Source organism: Bacillus cereus group sp. MYBK95-2 (assembly GCF_051915225.1).
In the GTDB taxonomy this organism is placed as follows: domain Bacteria; phylum Bacillota; class Bacilli; order Bacillales; family Bacillaceae_G; genus Bacillus_A; species Bacillus_A cereus.
The window spans coordinates 344,413-367,278 of sequence record NZ_JBQAEH010000004.1 but is presented as its reverse complement, the minus strand read 5'-3'; the positions used below and the strand labels follow the sequence as shown (position 1 = coordinate 367,278).

Sequence of the window (22,866 nt, the reverse complement as noted above, 5' to 3'; positions counted from 1 at the left end):
TATCTATAAGTATAAACGATTCCGTAAAAAACAAAACAGTATATTATACTCAATTATTTCCTTTTTATTCATAAAAAAAGAGGAGAAATGTTACATTTTCACCATGAACCTTCTCTGGCGGTCATTTGCTCTTTCGTATAAATAATACGCATTGGATTTCCACCTACGAAAGCACCGCTCGGTACATCTCTATGAACAAGTGTGCCAGCTGAGACAGTCGCACCGTCTCCAATTTTCACACCTGGTAATATTGTTACATTCGCTCCAATCATCACTTCATTTCCAATGACGATTTCCCCAAGTCGATATTCACGAATTAAATATTCATGTGCTAAAAGCGTTGTGTTATAGCCAATAATCGAATTCTCTCCCACAGTTATCTTTTCTGGGAACATAATATCCGGCATTACCATAAGCGCAAATGATGTTTTCTTTCCTACTTTCATCCGTAAAAAAGTGCGGTACAACCAATTCTTCACAGATAAAAATGGCGTGTAACGTGCAATTTGGATAATAATAAAGTTTTTCATTACCTTCCAAAAAGACACTGTTTTATACACATTCCATAATGAATTTTCTCCTGAAACAGGATAGCGCGTTGTCCGTCGCACTTAGCTCGCTCCTCTACTAACTTACTTGGACCTTTATGAACGGTTCATATTAGACAAAATCGATAGCAAATCACTCATTTTATCTAGCATAAAGTCCGGCTTGTAAGCCTCTAAATACGCTCTACCTTTCAACGTCCATGAAACCGCAGCTGTTTTCGTCCCCGCATTTTGACCACCGACAATATCATGATGATTATCCCCAACCATCAATGCTTCTTCTGGTTTTGCATCTAATAATTCAAGCGCTTTTTGAAGTGGCTCTGGATGTGGTTTCACATGCTCTACATCATCAATTGTCACGACAACATCAAAAAATTCATCAAGCTTTGACAACTGTAATCCCATCTCAACGGTTTGTCTCGCTTTCGTTGTAACAATACCAACTTTATAACCTTGCTTCTTCAACTCTCGAACTGTTTCATATACAGTTTCATATTCTTCTACTAATTCATCATGATGATCATGGTTAAATTCGCGATAACTTGTAATCATCTCTTCAACCTTACTTTCATCAATCTTACTGAAAGTATCATGCAAAGATGGACCGATAAATGGCAATACATCTTCACGCTTATATTGATTTGGATAATATGTATTTAAAGTATGTAAAAAAGAAGAAATAATAAGTTCGTTTGTATTAATTAAAGTTCCATCTAAATCAAATAAAACTGTATTTATTCTCATCGCCTTAGTCCTTTCGCCTTCCTGAATATGAAAGAAGCAGCATCTTATAATAAGATGCTACTTGTCTCTAATTTTCTAAATATCTTTTATCAGCTTGCCCCATTTTTCGTCTCACAATAATGAAAATAATAGAAATAACAACAAGTCCAATTGACATTACTTGTGCGATACGAAGTGGTCCTAGCATTAAACTATCTGTACGTAAGCCTTCTACGAAGAAGCGTCCTACTGAATACCAAATTAAATATGTGAAGAATAACTCCCCGCGACGTAAATTCACTTTTCTTAATGCAAGTAGTAAAATTACGCCTGCAAAATTCCATAATGATTCATATAAAAACGTCGGATGATAGTACACACCCTCAATATACATTTGATTAATAATAAAATCCGGTAAATGAAGACCTTCTAAAAACTGTCTCGTTACTTCATCACCATGCGCCTCTTGGTTCATAAAGTTTCCCCATCGGCCAATTGCTTGTCCTAGTAAAATACTTGGTGCAGCAATATCAGCCAACTTCCAGAAAGAAAGTCCGCGTCGTTTCGCAAAAAGAACACCTGTAATAACAGCCCCGATTAAACCACCATGAATTGCCAAACCACCTTGACGAATATTAATAATTTGACTCGGATTTTGTGCGTAATATTCCCATTCAAAAATAACATAGTACATTCTCGCAAAAAGAATAGCGATCGGTACTGCAATTAATACAAGGTCAACAAATGTATCTTTTGGAATACCTAGCCTTTCTCCCTCGCGAGTTGCCAGCCAAAGACCTAATAGCACACCTGTACCGATAATAATCCCGTACCAATACACAGGAAACGGCCCAAGTTGGATAGCTACACGGTCAAGCTGTGGTACAGAAGCTAACAGCATATGTATATGACCTCCCTCTCCAAAGTTTACTCCTGATTTCCTAACTCAATTGCACTCATTAATCGTTCAGAGAACTGCTGTGCTGCATTGACTCCCATACGTTTTAAACGGAAGTTCATCGCTGCTACTTCAATAATAACAGCCAAGTTTCGACCAGGACGAACTGGAAGTGTAATCTTCGTAAGCTCTGTATCAATAATTTTCATCTTCTCTTCATCAAGACCTAAGCGATCGTAATTTTTCTTTTGATCCCAAATTTCAAGATTAATAACAAGTGTAATACGCTTGTAATTTCGTACTGCCCCTGCACCGAATAACGTCATAACGTTAATAATACCTAGACCACGAATTTCTAATAAATGCTCGATTAAATCTGGTGAGCTTCCGACTAACATGTCTTCATCTTCTTGACGAATTTCTACACTATCATCCGCAACAAGACGGTGACCACGCTTTACAAGCTCAAGAGCTGTCTCACTTTTACCAACACCACTTTGACCTGTAATTAAAACACCAACACCGTAAATATCTACTAACACACCATGAACAGCAGTTGTTGGTGCTAACTTACCTTCTAAATAGTTTGTTAAACGACTTGATAATCTAGTTGTCGTTTGAGAAGAACGTAATAAAGGCATACCTGATTCACGTGATGCTTGTAATAACTCATCTGGTACATCTTGATTACGAGTTACAATAATACATGGCGTCTCCTCAGTACAAAGCGCTTTCATTCTCTCTTGTTTTTGCTCTGACGTTAACGTGTCAAAGAACGTAAGCTCCGTCTTTCCAAGAAGCTGCACACGATCTGCTGGATAATATGTAAAAAATCCTGCCATTTCAATTCCAGGTCGTGATAAATCACTTGTATCAATCGGACGATGAATGCCTTCTTCACCACTGATTAACTCCAATTGAAATTGTTCAATTAAATCTTTTGTCCTTACTTTCGGCATATGTATAAACCTCCACTCCGCTGCGGGTTCAGTCTCGTTTGATGTAAAATTCCATTCTATCGGATATTGTACCATTTTTTTCTGGAAACAAGAAATACGGTTTCTAATAAATAGAAAAAAACATTTCATACGAATAATGAAATGTTTTTCTTTTTGTCACTTTCTCTTTTTTTCATATAGAGGTTCAACAATTGCCTTTTCAATTATCATATTAAAAATTGAAATACAAATTGCCGCAACAATCGCTACACCAAATCCTGATATATTAAAAGCATCTCCTAATAATGAATCTGCTATTTTTAACGTAATCGCATTAATAACAATTAAGAAGAAGCCGAAAGTTACAACAGTAATTGGTAGCGTAATTAAAATTAAAAATGGCTTTACGAACACATTTAAAACCGCCAATATAATACTCGCAATAATTGCAGTTTGTATATTGGCTACGTAAAATGCATCTGGTGCAATCCCTTTTAAAAGTCCCGATACAGCGATTAACACAACGCTATTTACAAGAAGTGATACAATCCATCTCATTTCGTTACACATCCTTTTAAACATATATATTTCATCATACGCTAATAGATAATAAACGCAAGTATGATACAAACACTTATATCAACTTATTCTATCTTTCATGCTTGTATACCTACTAACACTTCCTCGCAAAATAAGGACCACACCACCTATGTTCATGAGTTTTTACAAAGGTCCAAGTGAAATCTTTATCTACGATATAGATATCACCTTTATACGCATCGTCTGTCTCACACAATATATCATCCATATGTAACAAACTCGCATCCTTTATTAACAGTACCTCATCACAGTGTTGATAGAAAATGTAGCAATCCTTTTTCACTTCATTATGAAACGCGTTTTCCGCTTCTTTACCCTCTAAACACTTCTTTTTCTCATAACTAAATATGTGCCATAGATAACCACATGCATACCTATCTCCATAAAGAAAAATATCTTCTTTTTCTTTATCACTTAAATGATTTGCAAAGTGATCCTCCCAGCGCTTTCGAAAATATACACCCCAACTTTGAAACTCTCTTACCTTCATATGTTTCTTCCTTAACACCTCTAAAAACTCCATCTTCTCCCCCTATACAATAAAAACCGAGCGTCATTTTCACTCGGTTTTCATCAATAAACTTATTGCGATAACTCTACTTCTTTTATTTTCTCTTTCATTCTTGCTTTATCACGATTTAAAATCTCTTTTAAATACTTACCTGTGTATGAGCGTTCTTCTTTCACTACTTGCTCTGGCGTTCCTGAAGCAACGATTTGTCCACCTTTATCTCCGCCCTCTGGTCCAAGGTCAACGATATAATCAGCTGTTTTAATTACATCTAAATTATGTTCAATTACAAGTACCGTCTCACCGCTCTCAACAAGACGTTGCAGCACTTCTAGAAGACGTGCAATATCATGCGCATGCAAACCAGTCGTTGGCTCATCTAAAATGTATAACGTACGACCTGTAGAACGACGGTGTAATTCAGAAGCTAATTTCACACGCTGTGCTTCCCCACCAGATAATGTTGTTGCTGGTTGACCTAATTTCATATAACCAAGCCCAACATCTACAAGCGTTTGAAGTTTACGCTTAATTTTAGGAATATTGGCGAAGAATTCTACTCCATCTTCAATTGTCATCCCTAACACTTCAGAAATATTCTTATCTTTATATTTCACTTCTAACGTTTCACGATTATATCGTTTACCGTGACAAACTTCACACGGAACATACACATCTGGTAGGAAATGCATTTCAATTTTAATAATTCCATCACCACGGCACGCTTCACAACGGCCACCTTTTACATTAAAGCTGAAACGTCCTTTTTGATATCCGCGCACTTTCGCTTCATTCGTTTGTGCAAACACATCACGAATATCATCGAATACACCTGTGTACGTCGCTGGATTAGAACGTGGTGTACGACCAATTGGTGATTGATCAATATCAATTACCTTATCTAAATGTTCAAGACCTTTAATCTCTTTATGAGTACCTGGCTTCGCTTTCGCTTTATATAACTTTTGAGCTAACGATTTATATAATACTTCATTAATCATCGTACTTTTACCAGAACCAGATACCCCTGTTACCGCTACAAACGTACCGAGTGGGAATGACATTTTCGCATTCTTTAAGTTATTCTCTTTTGCGCCGACAATCTCTACTTTACGTCCATCACCTTTACGTCTTTCAAGTGGAACTGGAATAAACTCTTTACCACTTAAATACTTCCCTGTTAATGAATTCTCATCTTGCATAACTTCAGCCGGCGTCCCCGCTGAAACGACCTGTCCACCGTGAATACCTGCACCAGGCCCTATATCAAGTAAATAGTCAGCAGCCATCATCGTATCTTCATCATGTTCAACAACGATTAACGTATTACCTAAATCGCGCATTTCTTGCAATGTACGAATAAGACGATCGTTATCACGCTGGTGTAAACCAATTGAAGGCTCATCAAGAATATAAAGTACGCCAGTTAGACGAGAACCAATTTGCGTCGCTAAACGAATACGCTGCGCCTCACCACCTGATAAAGTTCCTGCGGCACGACTTAACGTTAAATAATCTAAACCAACGTTCACTAAGAACCCAACGCGCTCCTGAATTTCTCTTAAAATTAAATGAGCTATTTTTTGTTGCTTCTCCGTTAGCTCTACATTCGAGAAGAATTCTTGTACTTCTTGAACTGAATACTTCGTTACGTCAGCAATCGTTTTATTGCCAACAAATACAGCTAAACTCTCAGGCTTTAAGCGTCCACCTTTACACTTTGGACAAGCTTGTTCTGCCATATACTTTTCCATTTGCTCACGAATGTAATCGGAACTCGTTTCACGATAACGACGTTCAATGTTTGGAATAACACCTTCAAATAAAATCTCATTTTCCTTTACTTGACCAAATTCATTTACATAGCGGAAATAAACTTTCTCTTCCCCGCTTCCGTACAACACTTTATCAAATAAATCTTTCGGTATATTTTTTACAGGCACATCCATATCAACGCCGTAATGATTACATACAGATTGTAAAAGTTGTGGGTAATATTGTGAACTTGTTGGTTCCCAAGGCGCAATCGCATGTTCATTTAATGATAAATCCCAGTTAGGAATAACAAGCTCTAAATCTACCTCTAGCTTTGAACCAAGTCCATCACAAGAAGGACATGCTCCGAACGGACTATTGAATGAGAACATACGCGGCTCTAATTCTCCAATTGAAAAACCACAATGCGGACAAGCGTGATGTTCGCTAAACAGAAGTTCCTCTTCTCCCATAACATCGATTAACACTCGTCCCCCGCCAAGCTTTAATGCACTTTCAAGTGAATCAGCAAGACGGCTTGCGATTCCTTCTTTTACAACAATACGGTCAATTACAACTTCAATGGAATGCTTCTTGTTTTTATCTAACGCAATATCTTCAGATACATCAAGCATTTCACCATCAACGCGAACACGAACATATCCTTGCTTCTTAATATCTTCAAGTACTTTTACATGCGCACCTTTACGCCCAGAAACGATAGGCGCTAACACTTGTAATTTCGTACGTTCAGGATATTCAAGAACGCGGTCTACCATCTGCTCTACTGTTTGTGACGTAATTTCAATGCCATGATTCGGACAAATTGGCGTACCAATTCGTGCAAATAATAAACGTAAGTAATCATAAATCTCCGTTACCGTTCCGACAGTTGAACGTGGGTTACGACTCGTCGTTTTTTGATCGATTGAAATTGCTGGTGACAATCCTTCAATCGTGTCCACATCCGGCTTATCCATTTGTCCTAAAAACTGGCGCGCATACGCAGATAACGATTCTACGTATCTGCGCTGCCCTTCTGCATAAATCGTATCAAATGCTAATGATGATTTCCCCGAACCAGACAATCCCGTTACAACGACAAGCTGATTTCTCGGAATGGTTACATCAATATTTTTTAAGTTATGTGCTCTAGCACCTTTTACAACGATAAAATCCTTGCTCTTACTCACTTTTTTCACCCTTCCGCTTTTAATTCTAATAGTAAATCTCTTAGTTCAGCTGCACGCTCGAAGTCTAACGCTTTTGCTGCTTCTTTCATCTCTGCTTCCATCTTCGCAATTGTCTTTTCGCGCTCTTTTTTCGTCATTTTCTTAGCAGGAGTTGCTTCGTATGTTTCTGTCTCTTCAGCAGCTGTCGTTGCACGGATAACATCACGAACGCCTTTTTGAATCGTTTTCGGCGTAATACCATGCTCTTCATTGTAAGCTTCTTGTATACTACGACGACGCTTCGTTTCTTCAATCGCAATTCCCATAGATTTCGTTATACGATCTGCATACATAATAACGCGGCCGTTTTCATTACGCGCGGCACGACCGATTGTTTGAATTAATGAACGTTCTGAACGCAAGAACCCTTCCTTATCAGCATCTAAAATAGCTACAAGTGATACTTCCGGAATATCTAATCCTTCTCGCAATAAGTTAATGCCGACAAGTACATCAAATTTACCGAGGCGAAGATCGCGGATAATTTCAATACGTTCTAACGTTTTAATTTCAGAGTGAAGATAGTTAACTTTAATTCCTACATCTTTTAAGTAATCCGTTAAATCCTCTGACATTTTCTTCGTTAAAGTCGTAATTAATACACGTTCATTTTTTGCAATACGATCTTGAATCTCTCCTAATAAATCGTCAATTTGCCCTTCAATTGGTCGTATATCAATTGGTGGATCTAAAAGCCCTGTTGGACGAATAATTTGTTCTATTACTTCTGGCGACTGCTCTAACTCATACGGTCCTGGCGTTGCTGAAACATAAATAACTTGATTCGTTTTCTCTTCAAACTCATCGAATGTGAGCGGTCTATTATCTAAAGCTGACGGCAGACGGAATCCATGATCCACAAGCACTTGCTTACGCGCTTGGTCCCCGTTATACATCGCTCTTACTTGCGGTACTGATACGTGCGATTCATCCATAACGATTAAGAAATCTTTCGGGAAATAGTCTAATAGCGTATACGGCGTTGCCCCCGCTGGACGAAGTGTTAAATGACGGGAGTAGTTTTCAATACCTGAACAAAATCCCATCTCGCGCATCATTTCTAAATCATAACGTGTACGCTGTTCTATACGCTGCGCTTCTAACAACTTGCCGTTATCATTTAATTCCTTTAAACGCTCTTCTAATTCTTTTTCGATATTTTCAATAGCGACCTTCATCTTTTCTTCACGTGTAACGAAGTGAGATGCTGGGAAGATTGCTACATGATCACGTTCTGCTAATACTTCACCTGTTAACGCATTTACTTCACGAATACGATCGATTTCATCACCGAAAAATTCGATTCGAATACAATGCTCATCAAGTGATGCCGGGAAGATTTCAACTACATCTCCTCGCACACGGAATGTACCACGCTTGAAATCAATATCATTACGTCCATACTGTACATCAACAAGTTCACGAAGCAATTGATTACGGTCTTTTTCCATACCAACTCGAAGCGAAACAACTAGCTCGCGGTATTCTTCTGGAGAACCTAAGCCATATATACAAGAAACACTCGCAACAATAATTACATCGTCCCGTTCAAATAATGCAGACGTTGCCGAGTGACGCAATTTATCAATTTCATCATTAACCTGCGCATCTTTTTCAATAAACGTATCTGTTTGTGGTACATACGCTTCTGGCTGATAATAATCGTAGTAACTAACAAAATATTCAACTGCATTATTCGGGAAAAAGTCTTTCAACTCACTATATAACTGCCCTGCTAACGTTTTATTATGAGCCATAACAAGTGTTGGCTTTTGCACTTCTTTAATGACATTTGAAATCGTAAATGTCTTACCCGTTCCTGTTGCTCCAAGCAACACTTGCTTTTTCTTTCCACTATTAATTCCCTCTACAAGCTTCTCTATAGCTACCGGCTGATCACCTTGCGGGGAATACGCTGAGACAATTTCAAATTGACGTTCCAAAAAAATCCGACCTCCTCATAAAAAATCTGTATTATTATTTTACCACGAATACCTATAAAAAACCTAAAAAAACGAACAGATATTCGGTAAAGTTTTCGACAATATACACATAGAAAAAGGAAGGAGTAAATACTTCCTTCCTCTACTAACTCTATTTTTTTGATACATATAATAAGTCATATCCATTGCGTCCATCTTCATTCGTACAATCTGTTAACCGATAAGTACTTTCTGATTCGCGCTGCTCTTTAACAATACTTTTACAACTATCTTTATGTAATCCTTTATGGTCACCAGCAAACTTGTCTTGTCTACTATCTAACACATAAAGGATATCTTTCCCACTATGCTCTAACGTTTGAAAAACCGGGTCACCTTCATCGGTATACTGTACAATTCTTATTTTATCAACTTCCCCTTGATCAACGTTCCTAACGAACTGTTCGAATTTATCTAGATTGGAAGTTCCTACTCCCTTTACAATGACATCATTCTTCTTATCAATTGTAGTGCTAGATGGTGAACATGCTACTAAACTAAAGAGAAATAGACATATACAGCTGATTCTTTTTTCTATTGTCATCCTCTCCTATAAAAATTATTTGTATACCAGAAAAGCTACTTTCAACTATGAAAGTAGCTTTTCTTTTCCTTTCTCCTTCTTCGGAAAAATCACATATGAAAATGAAATTGCTGTATCAACTAAAAATACAATCGCCCACACTTGGCTCACGCGACTTGCAGCTTTATTTAAAACGATTCCCGATTCTAACCAATTACCCCATTGTTCAAATGGAATAAATCCATACGCGAAGAAAAAGAATATGTGCACACCAACGAATAAAACAAGATGTAATACCCAATTTTTTATTTCCTGCTTTGCATAGGCCATGCCTGTTAATTCTACCTGTTCTTCAATAATAGGCGCCGGTTCATTACGCCATTTCGCAACTGATTTTTGTGCAAATATATCAAGCTTCTTCAAATCCTTTTTCCCGTAGAAAACTGCATACAATAAAATAATTACAGTAATAATTTGAAAGTTAGAGAACTTTCCTGTTTGATAATAGTCCACTACTCCTAAAGTTAAAATAAACACTTCATTTACGAGGAGTACAATTCCCATAATAAAACTCGCCTTTTTCAAACGGAATCCGTAGCGAAGTAAAAAGAAACCGATAGCTGATAACCAAAATACAATTTCTGCCCCAATTAAAAAATACCAACGATATTCTGCGAGTATGCTCATTTATCCTTCTCCCTTTCATCATAAATACGAAAAGCCTCATCCATATACACTAAAAGTTCTTCTTCAATTGGATACATGCTCATTTTCTGTGAATCTTCCTTCGATTTTCTAACTTCCCATAACTTATCTAAAAACGCTTCATCACCATTGGCCATTTCTAAACACTTCTGCATTAATCTCTTCATTGCCCCTTGTACCTCATCACTAGCAGCTTCTTTACCGTCTTTCATAAAAGTGCGTAATTGCTTTAATAAATCTACCCATTCTAAAACATTCGGATCTTCCTTACTCATGTTTGGTAAATTATGAAGCAATTTTTGTTCTTCCTTTGAAAATACTTCATTTTGAAATATTTCACGTATACGAGGAGACTGCTTCGAAAGCTGAATCAGTTCAAACATAACTTTCCAATCGAGTTCTCCCTCCACATCTACCGAATAAACAACTGCTTGTAAAACACTCTCCATTCGATTAAATTTCTTTTGTTCTTCCTGTACAAACCGAAGTTGTTTTTCAAGCGAATTTTTTAAATCCAGCTCACCTTTTACTAACATATTCGCAGTTTCTTTTAATGAAAATCCCATTTCTTTTAAAAATAAAATTTGTTGCAAACGAATAACGTCATTTTCACTATATAACCGATGTCCACCCTCTGTTTTTCCGCTCGGCTTTAATAAATCTATTTGATCATAATAACGTAGTGTACGTACTGTAACCCCTGTTTCTCTCGTCAATTCTTGTATTGAAATCACTACCATCACCTCTTCCCTTTCATTATAAAAGATGACGTTACGTAACTTTCAAGCTTTTTGTAAAAAAAATACAAAAAGCTGTTTATACAAAATGTATAAACAGCTTTTATGGAAATAACCCCTTTTGTATGGCGCGCCCACAAAATAAAATAAGTGCTCCAACAACAACACTCGTTGCCGTTTTATGATAATGGGCTAATAATAATAAATAATACGATAAACCTACAGTACCAATCATAATACAAATACTCGGCACTGGATTACGAGAAAAGTTTTGCATTCCCCAAAGAAGCGAAAATATAGCTGTAGCGACACATAACACCGGTAATCCCATCCCAGTTCCCCTTTTTCTATCTATTATTCCTTGTTGCTAACACACTCGTTGATGCGATACTAATTAATACACCAAAAATAGCAATATATAATAGCTCAGTTACATGTACTGCTTGCCTATCTAAATACTTATTTACACAAAGATACATAATAAACAAGAAAACGAAGCTTGTAATACAAATCATAAAATATGACTTCATCTTGTTCACAACTCGCTCATCAATTGATGGTACTCCCTCTTCTTTCAAACGCTTCTGCTCTTTATATTCCGAAATTCCATATAAAATGACTAGCGCTACATTCGATATAAAAATAGTTCCCCACGAAATACTTAAAATCATTAAACTCGTATTTAAAAGAATTTCTGCTACAAGCAAACTCCCTACGAATCTCATGACCTCTCTCTTACTCATACATGATCAGCCTCTTTTCGATTTCTATATTTCCACTTCGGCCAATAGTTCACAAGAAAATACACCCACTGCCCTAGTACAAATAAAACAAACGGCATACCAGCATTTCCATCAACAATTAAATTATATAAACTCCATATCGCTAAACTAATCGTAAAAAATAACCCTACATATTTAAACGCTTTATCTGACTGAAATCTCTCAAACTCATCCTGCATTTTTTATTCCCCCTATCGCTATGCTCGTTTTCCTACCATTTCTCTCCCCTTACTCCAGCGTAAAGATTTCCTCCACCTTCACCCCAAAATATTTGGCAATTTTTAAAGATAACTCTAGACTCGGATTGTAATGATGATTTTCAATCGCCACTATCGTCTGCCGCGTCACCTGCATCGCCTTTGCCATTTCAACTTGTGTTATATGATTTTGCTTTCTTAACTCTTTTATTTTATTTTTCACACCCATAGGATCCACCTTCAAAAGTAAAGATATCTTTACTTAAATTATAAATATTTTCCAGTTATAAGTAAAGATATCTTTACAAATTTTAGAAAAATGTTTCATTGAACATCTACTCTAACAAAGTACAAGAGTAATTCAATTTATATCAGCGACTTTCTAAATATATCAGCGCAACTTGAAATATATCGGCGATTTCCCAAATATATCAGCGCAACTCCATTTATATCGGCGATTTTCCAAATATATCGACATCCGTAGCGCTACTATAATCATAAGAAAAAGCTGTCCCCAAACACCTTCGGGAACAGCTTTCTCCTCTACTACATAAATCCTAACGCATATACAAGAACGTATCCAAGAACCGATAAGCAAACCGAGCCAATCAGCCCCGCCACAAATGCTTTACTTCCTAATTTACGGAACGTTTTAAACTCTACATTTAAACCGAGCCCTGCCATCGCCATTGCGATAAGCATGTAAGCAAGAACAACAATGTATCCCGCAACAACTTCTGGAATAATCCCGAGCGAATGCACTGCACTCATCGCTAAGAACCCGAAAATGAACCATGGTATTGGAAGTTCGCGCCACGATTTCTTTTCTTTGCTACCTTCACTCTTACCAAACCATAGACCAATTAAAATCGCTACTGGCACAAGCATTGCTACGCGCGTTAACTTCACAATAACTGCGATGTCTACAGCAGTACTTCCTCCTGGCGCCGCAGCTGCGATGACATGAGCGATTTCATGAAGCGTCGCACCTGAGAATACACCATAACCGTACGGAGATAAACCAAGCACTGGATATAATAACGTATAAATAAGCGTAAATATGGTACCTAAAATCGCGATGATTGCTGCCCCAACTGCTGTTTCATCGTCCTTCGCTTTGACTTGCGGTGCAATTGCCACGACCGCGGCTGCGCCGCAAATTGCCGTACCGCATGCTGTTAAAATCCCAAGTTTCTTTTCTACTTTAAATACTTTCGTTAGTCCGTATACAACAAAAATAGTAAATGTAATAACAACCGCCGCGATGACCAATACTTTCGGTCCCGCCTTCGCAATATCAACAAGATTTAATCGCATTCCAAGTAAGATGATCCCAAAGCGCAGCAACTTCTTACTCGCAAAGTTCGTTCCTGCTATCGCATCGTGAGGAACTCCAATTGCAGCGCGCCAAACCATCCCAATTAGAATAGCAATTACTAATTGTCCCATAATATTTAAAAATGGAAGCTCTGCTAAATATTTCGCGGCAATTGCGATTAATAATGTAATCCCAATTCCTTGCGAAAATCCAAAACGCTTCTTCTTTTGTATAACAAGTGTTTGTTCCATTTTGAACCACTCCAATAATCGTATTGGAACATGCATGTTCTTTCTACTTACATTATAAGAGAGTTTCTATAATAAGTTTAATACCAATACCAAATCTCTATCATCAGAAATACTTATGATAAGATGATAGAAAAAGAAAGGAGCCCATTATATGAACGTAGACATTTTAAAAATTTTTGTTACTGTCGTTGAACAGAAACACTTCTCCCGTGCAGCAGAATTATTAAACCTTTCACAGCCTGGAGTAAGTATGCATATACGCAACTTAGAAAACGAATTTGGCACTACACTTATTCAACGCTCCCCGAAGCACGTCCAAGTTACTGAAGCTGGAAACATATTATATATACATGCAAAGCAAATGCTCTCTCTTTATGAAGATGCTAAACAAGAAATTAATGAACTACATAACGTTGTAACAGGAACACTTCGCATTGGTGCTAGTTTTACAATTGGCGAATACTTACTTCCAAAAATACTGGCTAACTATGCGAATGAAAATCCACACGTCGAAGTTCATACTTTCATCTCAAATACAGAAGACGTTTTGCAAAGCCTTCGCTCTAATCAAATTGATATCGGCCTAGTGGAAGGACAAGTCGTATACGCCGACGTAGATGTTGAAACATTTATGCAAGATGAAATGAAGCTCGTCGTCCCGCCAAATCATCCATTACTCCGCACAAATGAAATAAATGAAAGTACACTCCAAGATCAAGTATGGGTATTAAGAGAAAGTGGTTCTGGTACACGCGCTTATAGTGACCGCTTTATTCATCAACACCATTTAAAAATGAAACGATTCTTTACATTCAGTAGTATCCAAAGCGTAAAGGAAGCTGTTAGTGCCGGGCTTGGCATCGCTATCCTTTCTGATTGGACTGTACGGAAAGAGCTATTAGCAAAAGAACTATTCCACGTCGAAGTTCCAAATGAACAACTAATCCGTCCGTTTTCCATCGTACGCGGTAAATATTTCATTCCATCTAAAGCCATTCAAGTGTTCTTAAATCATGTAGATTCTTTTGCGAAAAAACAGAGTTGACCCTCACATTAGTGTGAAGGTTTACAATACATGTAGAAGGAGTGAAACGCATTGCGAATTGGAGAATTATCAAAAGAAACTGGCGTTAGTGAAAGATCACTAAGACATTACGAAGAAAAGGGCTTACTCCCTTCTAAGCGCCTTGCAAATGGTTACCGTGATTTTGATGAAAGTGCCATCGAAAAAGTGAAGCTTATTCAAATGTACTTACAAATTGGCTTAAATTTAGAAGAGACGGCAAGGATGCTGCGCTGCCTTGAAATTGAACCGCACCTGTACGACAATCCGTGTAGCAGTATCCTTACGCTTTACGAAGATAAACTCAATGAAGTAACAAAGCAAATCACATTACTTTCCAACATCCAAGCGAATTTGCAAAAACACGTTTCACTCCTAAAACAAGCAAAAGAAAAGGAATGATTACATGTTTGTTATACATGGCAGTTCAAGACAAAACGGAAATACAGAAGCTTTAACACATATGATGATAGAGGACATTGAAACAGAACAAATTTATTTGCGTGATCATACCGTCTATCCTATTACAGACCACCGTCATGATGCAGAAGGATTCCAATCCGTAAATGATGACTATGAGCAGTTAACCAAACGCATGCTAGAGCACGACACGATTATCTTTGCTACACCATTATATTGGTACGGAATGAGTGGACATATGAAAAACTTTGTTGATCGCTGGTCACAAAGCTTGCGCGATACATCTCTTCATTTCAAAGAAAAAATGAAAGGCAAAAAAATGTATGTTGTCATCGTTGGCGGGGATAATCCAAAGCTAAAAGCATTACCGCTTATTGCTCAATTCCAATATATCTTTGATTTTGTTGGTTCTTCATTTGAAGGTTATGTTATTGGAGATGCGAATGGACTGGATGAAATTAAAAACGATGCTGAGGCGCTGGCAAAAGCACAATTGTATAATAATAAATTCAAAAATAGCGAACAGAAATAAGTTTGACAAACCCTTTTGTATGCGCATACAATAAAAGTAATATTATGAAAGGAAGGTACTTTGACCAATGAAGTTCTAATTCTCTTATTTATTTCATCCATCACAAATAGTGAACAAAAATGATGAAAACTAGCAGGGGATTAGTCTGTCCATTTGTCGATACTTTCTTTCGAAACGATCATGTAAAAAATCGTTTATTTATGTACGATTTTTTACATACAAGGGCGACGTTTATCCTCTCTAGTGAAACTAGGGAGGTTTTTTTATGACTATTTTATTCGCACGTAATATTGAAAAGAGCTTTGGTGATCGCACACTATTTACATTACCATCACTGGAAATTCAAGCACAGGATCGCATAGGAATTGTCGGAGTCAACGGAGCTGGTAAATCTACGTTATTGCAAATATTAAGTAAAGAAATAGAAGCTGACAGAGGCATAGTAACTCATCATAGTTCTATCGCCATCATTCCTCAGCTCAGCGAAGAACTAACGGAAACCGCTTCTTCTCTCGCAAAAGGAAAATGGAGTATTTCAAACGTTACCGACGCAATGAGCGGCGGTGAACGAATGCGACTAAAGATTGCGCATGCTCTCGAACAAAATGCAGGCATTTTATTCGCTGATGAACCAACAAGCCACTTAGATATGGTCGGTACAGAGCAATTAGAAAAGGCACTTTCATCTTATAAAGGGGCACTTGTTTTAATATCGCATGACCGTGAATTTCTAGATAATATATGTACCAAAATTATTGAAATTGAAGACGGTATTATTCAAGAGTACAAAGGTAATTATTCAAACTATCGAAAACAAAAAGAACGTGAACGAATACAAAAACAAGCAGAATATGAGCAATATATACAAGAAAAAAATCGTTTAGAACAGTCCATTCTACAAAGAAAGCAACGTGCTTCTAACATGAAAAAAATCCCAACACGGTTCAGTTCATCTGAATCTAGACTTTATAGGTTAAGTGGGGCTCATGGCCAAGAACAGGTTAGTAAAGCAGCGAAAGCATTAGAGACACGTCTCGAAAAACTAGAAAAGAAGGAAAAGCCAAAGGATCTTTCTCAAGCTCAATTTGACGTGCAATACCATACACCCATTCATAGTAAGGTGGCAGTACAATTCAATAAAGCAACAAAGAAAATAGGCGACCGTATACTATTTAAAAATATGAATGGAACTATTGCCCCTGGTGCAAAGCTTGCCGTTTTAGGGGCAAATGGAAGCGGCAAAACCACTTTGTTCAACATGCTTCTCACAAACGAGCGTGGCATGCAGCTATCGAAAAGTTGTAAAATTGGATACTTCGAACAAACATTATCTATTTTAAAAACAGATAAAACCATTTTAGAAAATGTTCTAGAAGAAACAAACTATACAGAAGCATTCGTTCGCACAATACTTGCACGACTTCTATTCCGCCGTGAGGATGTTCATAAACCTGTGCACGTTCTAAGCGGGGGTGAACGAATGAAGGTTGCACTCGCAAAAGTATTTTTAGGAAACTATAATATGCTTCTGCTAGATGAACCGACAAACTATTTAGACTTAGCAACGCAAGAAGAATTAGAAACCATGTTACAAGAATATCCTGGCACAATACTTTTCATTAGCCATGACCGTGCCTTTATTCGCTCTGTTGCAGACCATATTCTACAAGTAGATGAGAGTGAACCTAGAGTATTCCACGGTAATTACGAGCAATACACAAAAAGAACCACCGGAGATTCTGTAAACGTTACTGAGCAAGAGTTGTTACGATTACAAACAAAATTAACAGAAGTCATCGGCCGAATTTCCATACCAAATCATCACAATGATATCTCATCTCTCGAACAAGAATACGAAACATTATTAGTTAAAATCCGGAAATGTAAAGAAGCACTCTAATGTCTTCCCTATATATCGACGGGACCTTCCGCATTTCCCAAGAAATATTGAATCTTCGACATAGAATACAAAAAGCCGTGCATCAGCACGGCTTCTCACTTTAGATACGGACAGCAGTCCCGCTCACAGCAACCATTAGCATCCCTTCGCGAACTACTTCGTAATCCACGTCGATACCAACGATGGCATTCGCATTTTTTTGTCTTGCAAGAGTTTTCATCTCTTCCATTGCGATGTCACGTGCTTCTTTCAATTTGCTTTCATAAGCGCCTGAGCGACCACCGACAACATCACGGACAGAAGCGAAAAGATCACGAACGATATTTGCACCCATAATCGCTTCTCCATTCACGATATCGACATAATCAATAATCTCTTTCCCTTGAATTGTAGAAGTTGTTGTTACAATCATACTTTATAGCCTCCCATATGAGATTTTTACCTACTTATGGTGCACTAATTCAGTACAAATTATATTTACGAACTAAACTGAGCTTCGTATAACCTACTGTATCCTCCGCCTTGCTCAATTAATTCATTATGTGAACCTTGTTCTGCAATACCATCTTTATTTACAACGACGATGCGATCTGCATTTTTAATCGTTGCAAGTCTGTGAGCGATAACTAATGTTGTACGGCCAACAGATAGCTCCGCAAGCGATTTTTGAATCGCAAGTTCCGTCTCTGTATCTAATGCAGAAGTTGCTTCATCCAATATTAAAATTGGAGGGTTTTTCAAGAACATACGAGCAATCGCTAGACGCTGCTTTTGTCCACCTGAAAGTTTCACGCCGCGCTCACCGATAACAGTATCTAAACCGTCCGGCTGTGAGTAAATTAAATCTTCTAATTGCGCACGTTTTACTGCCTGCCAAATTTCAGCTTCTGATGCTTTTAAATTTCCGTAAGCGATATTTTCACGAATTGTTCCTGAGAATAAGAACACATCTTGCTGCACAATTCCAATTTGCTTACGAAGTGAAGATAATGTCATATCTTTCGTATCAATTCCATCAATTTGAATCGATCCAGATGATTGCTCGTAAAAACGTGGTAATAGGCTACATAACGTCGTTTTCCCAGCTCCTGATGGTCCAACGAACGCAACTGTTTCACCTGCATGTATTTTCAAACTAATGTCATTTAAAATCGGTTCTTTGTTTTCATATCCAAACGTAATGTTGTTATATTGAATATCACCGTGTACATGCTTCACTTCCATTGCATCTTTAGAGTCTACAATGTCAGGCTCTGTTTCAAGAAGCTCTACATATCTTTTAAAACCGGCGATTCCTTTCGGATAGCTTTCGATTACCGCGTTAATTTTTTCAATTGGGCGGAAGAAAATATTCGTTAATAGAACGAATCCGATAAATCCACCGTACGTTAATTCTCCTTGCAGAACAAACCATGTACCGCATATTAAGACGAAGAGCGTTACGAGACGCATGAGCATATAACTAATCGACGAATTTAACGCCATAATTTTATACGCCATTAATTTCGTTGTACGGAAACGAGCGTTGTTCACAGCAAATTGCTCTTTCTCAAACTTTTCATTTCCGAATGCTTGTACAACGCGAATACCACCAACGTTGTTCTCAATACATGCATTGAAATCAGCAACATCTGAGAATAAACGTCTAAATGTACCTGTCATTTTTTTATTGAAGTACAGCGCTAACCATAATAGGAATGGAATGACGAAGAACGTTAATAACGCTAACTTCCAGTTGATCATCATCATAAATGAGAATGCCCCAACTAAAGTCATTACGGCGATAAATAAATCTTCTGGTCCATGGTGAGCAATTTCCCCAATTTCCATTAAATCGTTTGTAAGGCGTGAAATTAAATGACCTGTTTTATTATTATCAAAAAATCTGAATGATAGCTTTTGAATATGATCAAATAATTTCTGCCTCATATCTGTTTCAATGTTAACACCAAGCATATGTCCCCAATATGTAACGACATATTGTAAGCCTGCATTTAACATATAAACTGCGAGTAAACCGAAACAAGCCCATAAAATAAGCGTCCAGTTTTGCCCTGGCAATAACTTATCAATAAATTGATTTACGATAAGCGGGAAGCCGAGTTCTAATAATCCTGCGACAACCGCACAAGAAAAGTCGAGTATAAATAAACCTTTATACGGTTTATAGTACGAGAAAAATTTACGCAGCATATTTTACCTCCATTTTCCAAAATTAAAAAGACTCCCTAAATGATAACCATTATCAAATAATTATTCAAGTTATCCGTCTATGAAACTGAAAATAAGCTTTGCGATAGTTGTCGTTTTTTGCTGGAAAGTCGATATATTCGAATAATCGCCGATATATTTCGAGTTGCGCTGATATATTTGCAAAATCGCCGATATATTTCAAGTTGCGCTGATATATTCGGAAAATCACCGATATAAATTTCATTTACTAACTACTCTCCCATTTCCCATCCCCCAAAAACAAAAAAGGTACCACCACAAGGTGATACCATTCCTTCTATTACATCGCTTCCGAATCCCACTCATGCTCCTGTTCAACGAATACAATACCTAATTCGTGATGTCCACCAGCATATAATGCAGTTTGTGCAAGACGAAGCTCACCATTTGTATCTAATACTTCTAATTTACAAAATGCTCCTGTCGTCTTCGTTTGAAGCGCATCATAAAATTCCTCGGCGCTTTTTGGAATGACTCCATTTACTTTCGTAATAATTTCTCCAGGCAGTAATTTCAGCTCTGCTCCAATTGTATTTGGAATTGTATCTAGTACAACGAGCCCATCATTGCGTGCAGCAAAATACGCTGGTCTTGTTTCATCGGCAATTTTTTCTTGCATCGAAATTGTGAAACGCCCAAGCATAGCGACTCCCATCGCGATAATTGCAAGTACGTGCCACCAGTAACTTGCGATTCCTAAAACGAGCACAAGTCCTGCTAACCCATAAACCCGTCTTCCTGTAAATAATAAAGCTTCCGTCGGCTCATAACTTTTAATATTTCTCATAAATCCAATTAAAAATGGAACGAGGAATAGAGAATATGTATTTGAACCTATTGAAACGACAGGCCACCATGAAATAAACTGCGTTACCGCATCACCCGGTACAAGAATAAAAATAGGAACGATCCATAAACGCTTTGATTCGTGTAAACCAATCTTTAATCCACGCTTCCCCTGCCTAATCCTCGGCGTCGAATATCCTACTGCGTTTTTAGAAATCAATAAGCCTTCTACAATAAGCATAACGCCTAGTAAAATAACAAGGGATACAATGGTACTCTCTTCACCTTCTCGAAGCTGTAAAAAGGAAACTGGTAGCTTAGAAGATAATAGAACACATACAATCGCAATGCTAAATGTATAAGCCGCCGATAAATATCGATACATAGCCGTTAATCCAAATAGTAACGTCCAAATTAAAATGGCCCCTAAGCTTGCTTTAGAAACAACAAGTCCAAGCCCAATCGTAATAATAGATACTACTAATCCGTATCCAATCCCTGCAAATAGAGAGGTTCGTAGTTCAAACCAAATATCATAAACTTTAAAAGAAAAATCTTTTCGTTCTCTTAACATACGTAAGTATCCAACGAAGATACTACTTATTACAAATATATAGACAGCAGGGTGTAAGAAAAAACGTCCAACTGCCCGCATTATTTCAAAAATCCACGCCTCCACGAACTCATTCACCACCATTTATATCATTCTTTCTTTTTATATTATCATAACTAAACAAACGTTTGTTTAACACAAAAAAATACAGGCAGCAAACTGCCTGTATTTCTTCTTATTTTGCCATTAATTTTAATGCTGACTGTAATTGTAGATCATTTTCTCCAGAACGGATTTTTTCGATAATTTTAGTTTGAATCGCTTCAGCTGTCTTTTTATCAAGCTGTCCTGTCGCTTCCATTTCATTTGCATTTTGGAATGCTTTCAAAGCCGATTCTGTCTCTTTACTAAAGTATCCATCTTCACGACCTGGTACATAACCTAAGCTCTTAAGCATTTCCTGAGCATGTTTTACTTGTACATCATTTGAATTGTATGAAAGTGTTTTTTCAATTTGAATTGGTGTCGCATGATAATAATTTGGTTGCTTCACTTCTACTGTTGGCGCGATTCCTTTTTTATGAATCCAGTTCCCATCCGGTGTTAACCATTTAAACATCGTTAATTTAATGTTACTGCCGTCTTTAAATGGAACAGCTTGCTGGACAGTACCTTTACCAAATGTCTTTTCACCAATTAAATCGTATCCTTCTCCTTCTTTTAGCGCACCCGCTAAAATCTCTGAAGCAGAAGCACTTCCATTATCAATTAATACTGAAATTGGATATGGTTTTCTCTCTTTCAGTTCCGTAGAGAATTTCTTCTTCTCACCATTTCGCTGCTCTACTTGTAGCATCGGCTTTTTATTCGTCATAATTTCCCCTAGTATATCTTCTACACTATTTAAGTAGCCACCAGGATTACCACGCACGTCAATAACTAAGCCTTTTATATTTTTCTTCTCTAACTCTTTTAACTGATCCTTAAATTCTTTCGCTGTATTTTCAGCAAAAGAAGTGATTTGCATATAACCGATATCTTTTCCGCTCTCTTGCTTCACAGAACTAAACACTGTAAAGATCGGAATCTTTTCACGCTTAATTTTAAATACAATCGGATCAGTTACTCCCGCACGTTTAATTTCAATTGCGACAGTCGTTCCCTTTTTACCACGAATTTTTAATACTGCTTCTTCACGTGATAAGTCTTTCACACTATTTCCATCTACAGATAAAATTTGGTCATTCGGTTTAATTCCTATCTTTTCTGCTGGTGAACCTTTAATTGGCGATACGATAATAAGCTTACCGTCCGTCTTGTTCACCTCAGCCCCAATCCCCTCTAATTCGGGATCAAGCGATTCACTAAACTGTTTGGCTGTTTCTTTATCCATATACGTGGAATAAGGGTCCTTCAGCGTAGACAACATACCTTGTATTGCACCTTCAACTAACTTTTCATCTTTCACGTCTTCCACATAACGTGAATCAATTAGTGCATACGCCTCATTAATTTTTGCCAAATTCCCTTGCGCAGTGCTAGCATTCCCACTCGAAATTGTTTGCGTTACTTCTGATGGGTTAACCCCAAATACAGACATGCCTGCAAACATTCCGCCAGCACCAATTAAAAATGCAACAACCATTCCAATAATTGCAACTCTACGTTTCAATGCGG

Annotated in this window: 24 protein-coding genes; 4 read left to right on the top strand and 20 right to left on the bottom strand. The window is 37.5% G+C overall.

Translation table 11 applies throughout. The features are described 5' to 3' along the window. Positions 1-98 precede the first annotated feature (98 nt). The 16 genes from ACTFN4_RS16385 to ACTFN4_RS16310 all read right to left on the bottom strand — a co-directional run bounded on the left by ACTFN4_RS16385 (position 99) and on the right by ACTFN4_RS16310 (position 13,703). Positions 99-611: an acyltransferase gene (locus ACTFN4_RS16385; protein WP_001255070.1), complete on the bottom strand. Its 513-nt coding sequence runs from the start codon at positions 609-611 to the stop codon at positions 99-101. Positions 612-644: 33 nt separating this feature from the next. After that, positions 645-1,295 (bottom strand): pyrophosphatase PpaX, encoded by a 651-nt coding sequence (ppaX, locus tag ACTFN4_RS16380; protein ID WP_439962544.1) that lies wholly within the window; start codon positions 1,293-1,295, stop codon positions 645-647. A gap of 67 nt (positions 1,296-1,362) precedes the next feature. Then, a complete protein-coding gene (gene lgt, locus ACTFN4_RS16375) occupies positions 1,363-2,175 on the bottom strand; it encodes a prolipoprotein diacylglyceryl transferase (RefSeq protein WP_000922849.1) in 813 nt (270 codons plus the stop codon). Between the two features lie 26 nt (positions 2,176-2,201). Next, on the bottom strand, positions 2,202-3,131 hold the full coding sequence (gene hprK / locus ACTFN4_RS16370; protein WP_001127250.1) for an HPr(Ser) kinase/phosphatase: 930 nt from the start codon (positions 3,129-3,131) through the stop codon (positions 2,202-2,204). 156 nt (positions 3,132-3,287) lie between these two features. Continuing rightward, positions 3,288-3,668 carry a phage holin family protein gene (locus ACTFN4_RS16365; protein WP_001267308.1) on the bottom strand — a complete coding sequence of 127 codons (381 nt, stop codon included), beginning with the start codon at positions 3,666-3,668 and terminating at the stop codon, positions 3,288-3,290. A gap of 115 nt (positions 3,669-3,783) precedes the next feature. Further along, complete coding sequence (locus ACTFN4_RS16360; protein WP_000394738.1) at positions 3,784-4,233, bottom strand: DUF4275 family protein; 450 nt, start codon at positions 4,231-4,233, stop codon at positions 3,784-3,786. Positions 4,234-4,292: 59 nt separating this feature from the next. Then, positions 4,293-7,169, bottom strand: a complete 2,877-nt coding sequence (gene uvrA / locus ACTFN4_RS16355) for an excinuclease ABC subunit UvrA (RefSeq protein WP_000045572.1) — start codon at positions 7,167-7,169, stop codon at positions 4,293-4,295. Positions 7,170-7,174: 5 nt separating this feature from the next. After that, a complete protein-coding gene (uvrB, locus tag ACTFN4_RS16350; protein WP_075676781.1) occupies positions 7,175-9,151 on the bottom strand; it encodes an excinuclease ABC subunit B in 1,977 nt (658 codons plus the stop codon). A gap of 151 nt (positions 9,152-9,302) precedes the next feature. Beyond that, a complete protein-coding gene (locus ACTFN4_RS16345) occupies positions 9,303-9,734 on the bottom strand; it encodes a DUF4362 domain-containing protein (protein ID WP_439962543.1) in 432 nt (143 codons plus the stop codon). 45 nt (positions 9,735-9,779) lie between these two features. Then, positions 9,780-10,400 carry a hypothetical protein gene (locus ACTFN4_RS16340; RefSeq protein ID WP_000025211.1) on the bottom strand — a complete coding sequence of 207 codons (621 nt, stop codon included), beginning with the start codon at positions 10,398-10,400 and terminating at the stop codon, positions 9,780-9,782. Beyond that, entirely contained in the window at positions 10,397-11,158 is a 762-nt protein-coding gene (locus ACTFN4_RS16335) for a MerR family transcriptional regulator (protein WP_000260344.1), read from the bottom strand. The genes ACTFN4_RS16340 and ACTFN4_RS16335 overlap by 4 nt, the downstream gene beginning before the upstream one ends. A 100-nt stretch (positions 11,159-11,258) precedes the next feature. Next, positions 11,259-11,486 carry a hypothetical protein gene (locus ACTFN4_RS16330; RefSeq protein ID WP_000524139.1) on the bottom strand — a complete coding sequence of 76 codons (228 nt, stop codon included), beginning with the start codon at positions 11,484-11,486 and terminating at the stop codon, positions 11,259-11,261. A 16-nt stretch (positions 11,487-11,502) separates the two neighbouring features. Beyond that, positions 11,503-11,898: an ATPase gene (locus ACTFN4_RS16325; RefSeq protein ID WP_410979529.1), complete on the bottom strand. Its 396-nt coding sequence runs from the start codon at positions 11,896-11,898 to the stop codon at positions 11,503-11,505. Beyond that, the gene (locus ACTFN4_RS16320) at positions 11,895-12,116 is read right to left on the bottom strand and encodes a hypothetical protein (protein WP_001150199.1); all 222 of its coding nucleotides are present in this window, start codon (positions 12,114-12,116) and stop codon (positions 11,895-11,897) included. The genes ACTFN4_RS16325 and ACTFN4_RS16320 overlap by 4 nt, the downstream gene beginning before the upstream one ends. Before the next feature lie 49 nt (positions 12,117-12,165). Then, entirely contained in the window at positions 12,166-12,363 is a 198-nt protein-coding gene (locus ACTFN4_RS16315) for a helix-turn-helix transcriptional regulator (RefSeq protein ID WP_000538364.1), read from the bottom strand. Between the two features lie 317 nt (positions 12,364-12,680). Next, complete coding sequence (locus ACTFN4_RS16310; RefSeq protein WP_000438432.1) at positions 12,681-13,703, bottom strand: YeiH family protein; 1,023 nt, start codon at positions 13,701-13,703, stop codon at positions 12,681-12,683. Between the two features lie 151 nt (positions 13,704-13,854). On the opposite strand from ACTFN4_RS16310, the gene ACTFN4_RS16305 reads away from it, so the two are divergent. From ACTFN4_RS16305 to abc-f, 4 genes are all read left to right on the top strand, one after another. Beyond that, positions 13,855-14,748, top strand: coding sequence for a LysR family transcriptional regulator (locus tag ACTFN4_RS16305; RefSeq protein ID WP_001099987.1), 894 nt, complete (start codon positions 13,855-13,857; stop codon positions 14,746-14,748). Between the two features lie 51 nt (positions 14,749-14,799). Next, positions 14,800-15,168 carry a MerR family transcriptional regulator gene (locus tag ACTFN4_RS16300; protein WP_439962542.1) on the top strand — a complete coding sequence of 123 codons (369 nt, stop codon included), beginning with the start codon at positions 14,800-14,802 and terminating at the stop codon, positions 15,166-15,168. A 4-nt stretch (positions 15,169-15,172) separates the two neighbouring features. Next, positions 15,173-15,718 carry a flavodoxin family protein gene (locus ACTFN4_RS16295; protein WP_050252090.1) on the top strand — a complete coding sequence of 182 codons (546 nt, stop codon included), beginning with the start codon at positions 15,173-15,175 and terminating at the stop codon, positions 15,716-15,718. Between the two features lie 265 nt (positions 15,719-15,983). Further along, the gene (gene abc-f / locus ACTFN4_RS16290; protein ID WP_439962541.1) at positions 15,984-17,618 is read left to right on the top strand and encodes a ribosomal protection-like ABC-F family protein; all 1,635 of its coding nucleotides are present in this window, start codon (positions 15,984-15,986) and stop codon (positions 17,616-17,618) included. Positions 17,619-17,718: 100 nt separating this feature from the next. Here abc-f and ACTFN4_RS16285 read toward each other — a convergent pair whose 3' ends face one another. The 4 genes from ACTFN4_RS16285 to ACTFN4_RS16270 all read right to left on the bottom strand — a co-directional run bounded on the left by ACTFN4_RS16285 (position 17,719) and on the right by ACTFN4_RS16270 (position 22,861). Further along, positions 17,719-18,030, bottom strand: coding sequence for a YbjQ family protein (locus ACTFN4_RS16285; RefSeq protein WP_000637521.1), 312 nt, complete (start codon positions 18,028-18,030; stop codon positions 17,719-17,721). A 65-nt stretch (positions 18,031-18,095) separates the two neighbouring features. Continuing rightward, a complete protein-coding gene (locus tag ACTFN4_RS16280; RefSeq protein ID WP_000944620.1) occupies positions 18,096-19,811 on the bottom strand; it encodes an ABC transporter ATP-binding protein in 1,716 nt (571 codons plus the stop codon). A 319-nt stretch (positions 19,812-20,130) separates the two neighbouring features. Then, positions 20,131-21,333 carry a PDZ domain-containing protein gene (locus ACTFN4_RS16275; RefSeq protein WP_439962540.1) on the bottom strand — a complete coding sequence of 401 codons (1,203 nt, stop codon included), beginning with the start codon at positions 21,331-21,333 and terminating at the stop codon, positions 20,131-20,133. 91 nt (positions 21,334-21,424) lie between these two features. Further along, entirely contained in the window at positions 21,425-22,861 is a 1,437-nt protein-coding gene (locus ACTFN4_RS16270; RefSeq protein WP_000830313.1) for a S41 family peptidase, read from the bottom strand. Between the last annotated feature and the right edge of the window lie 5 nt (positions 22,862-22,866).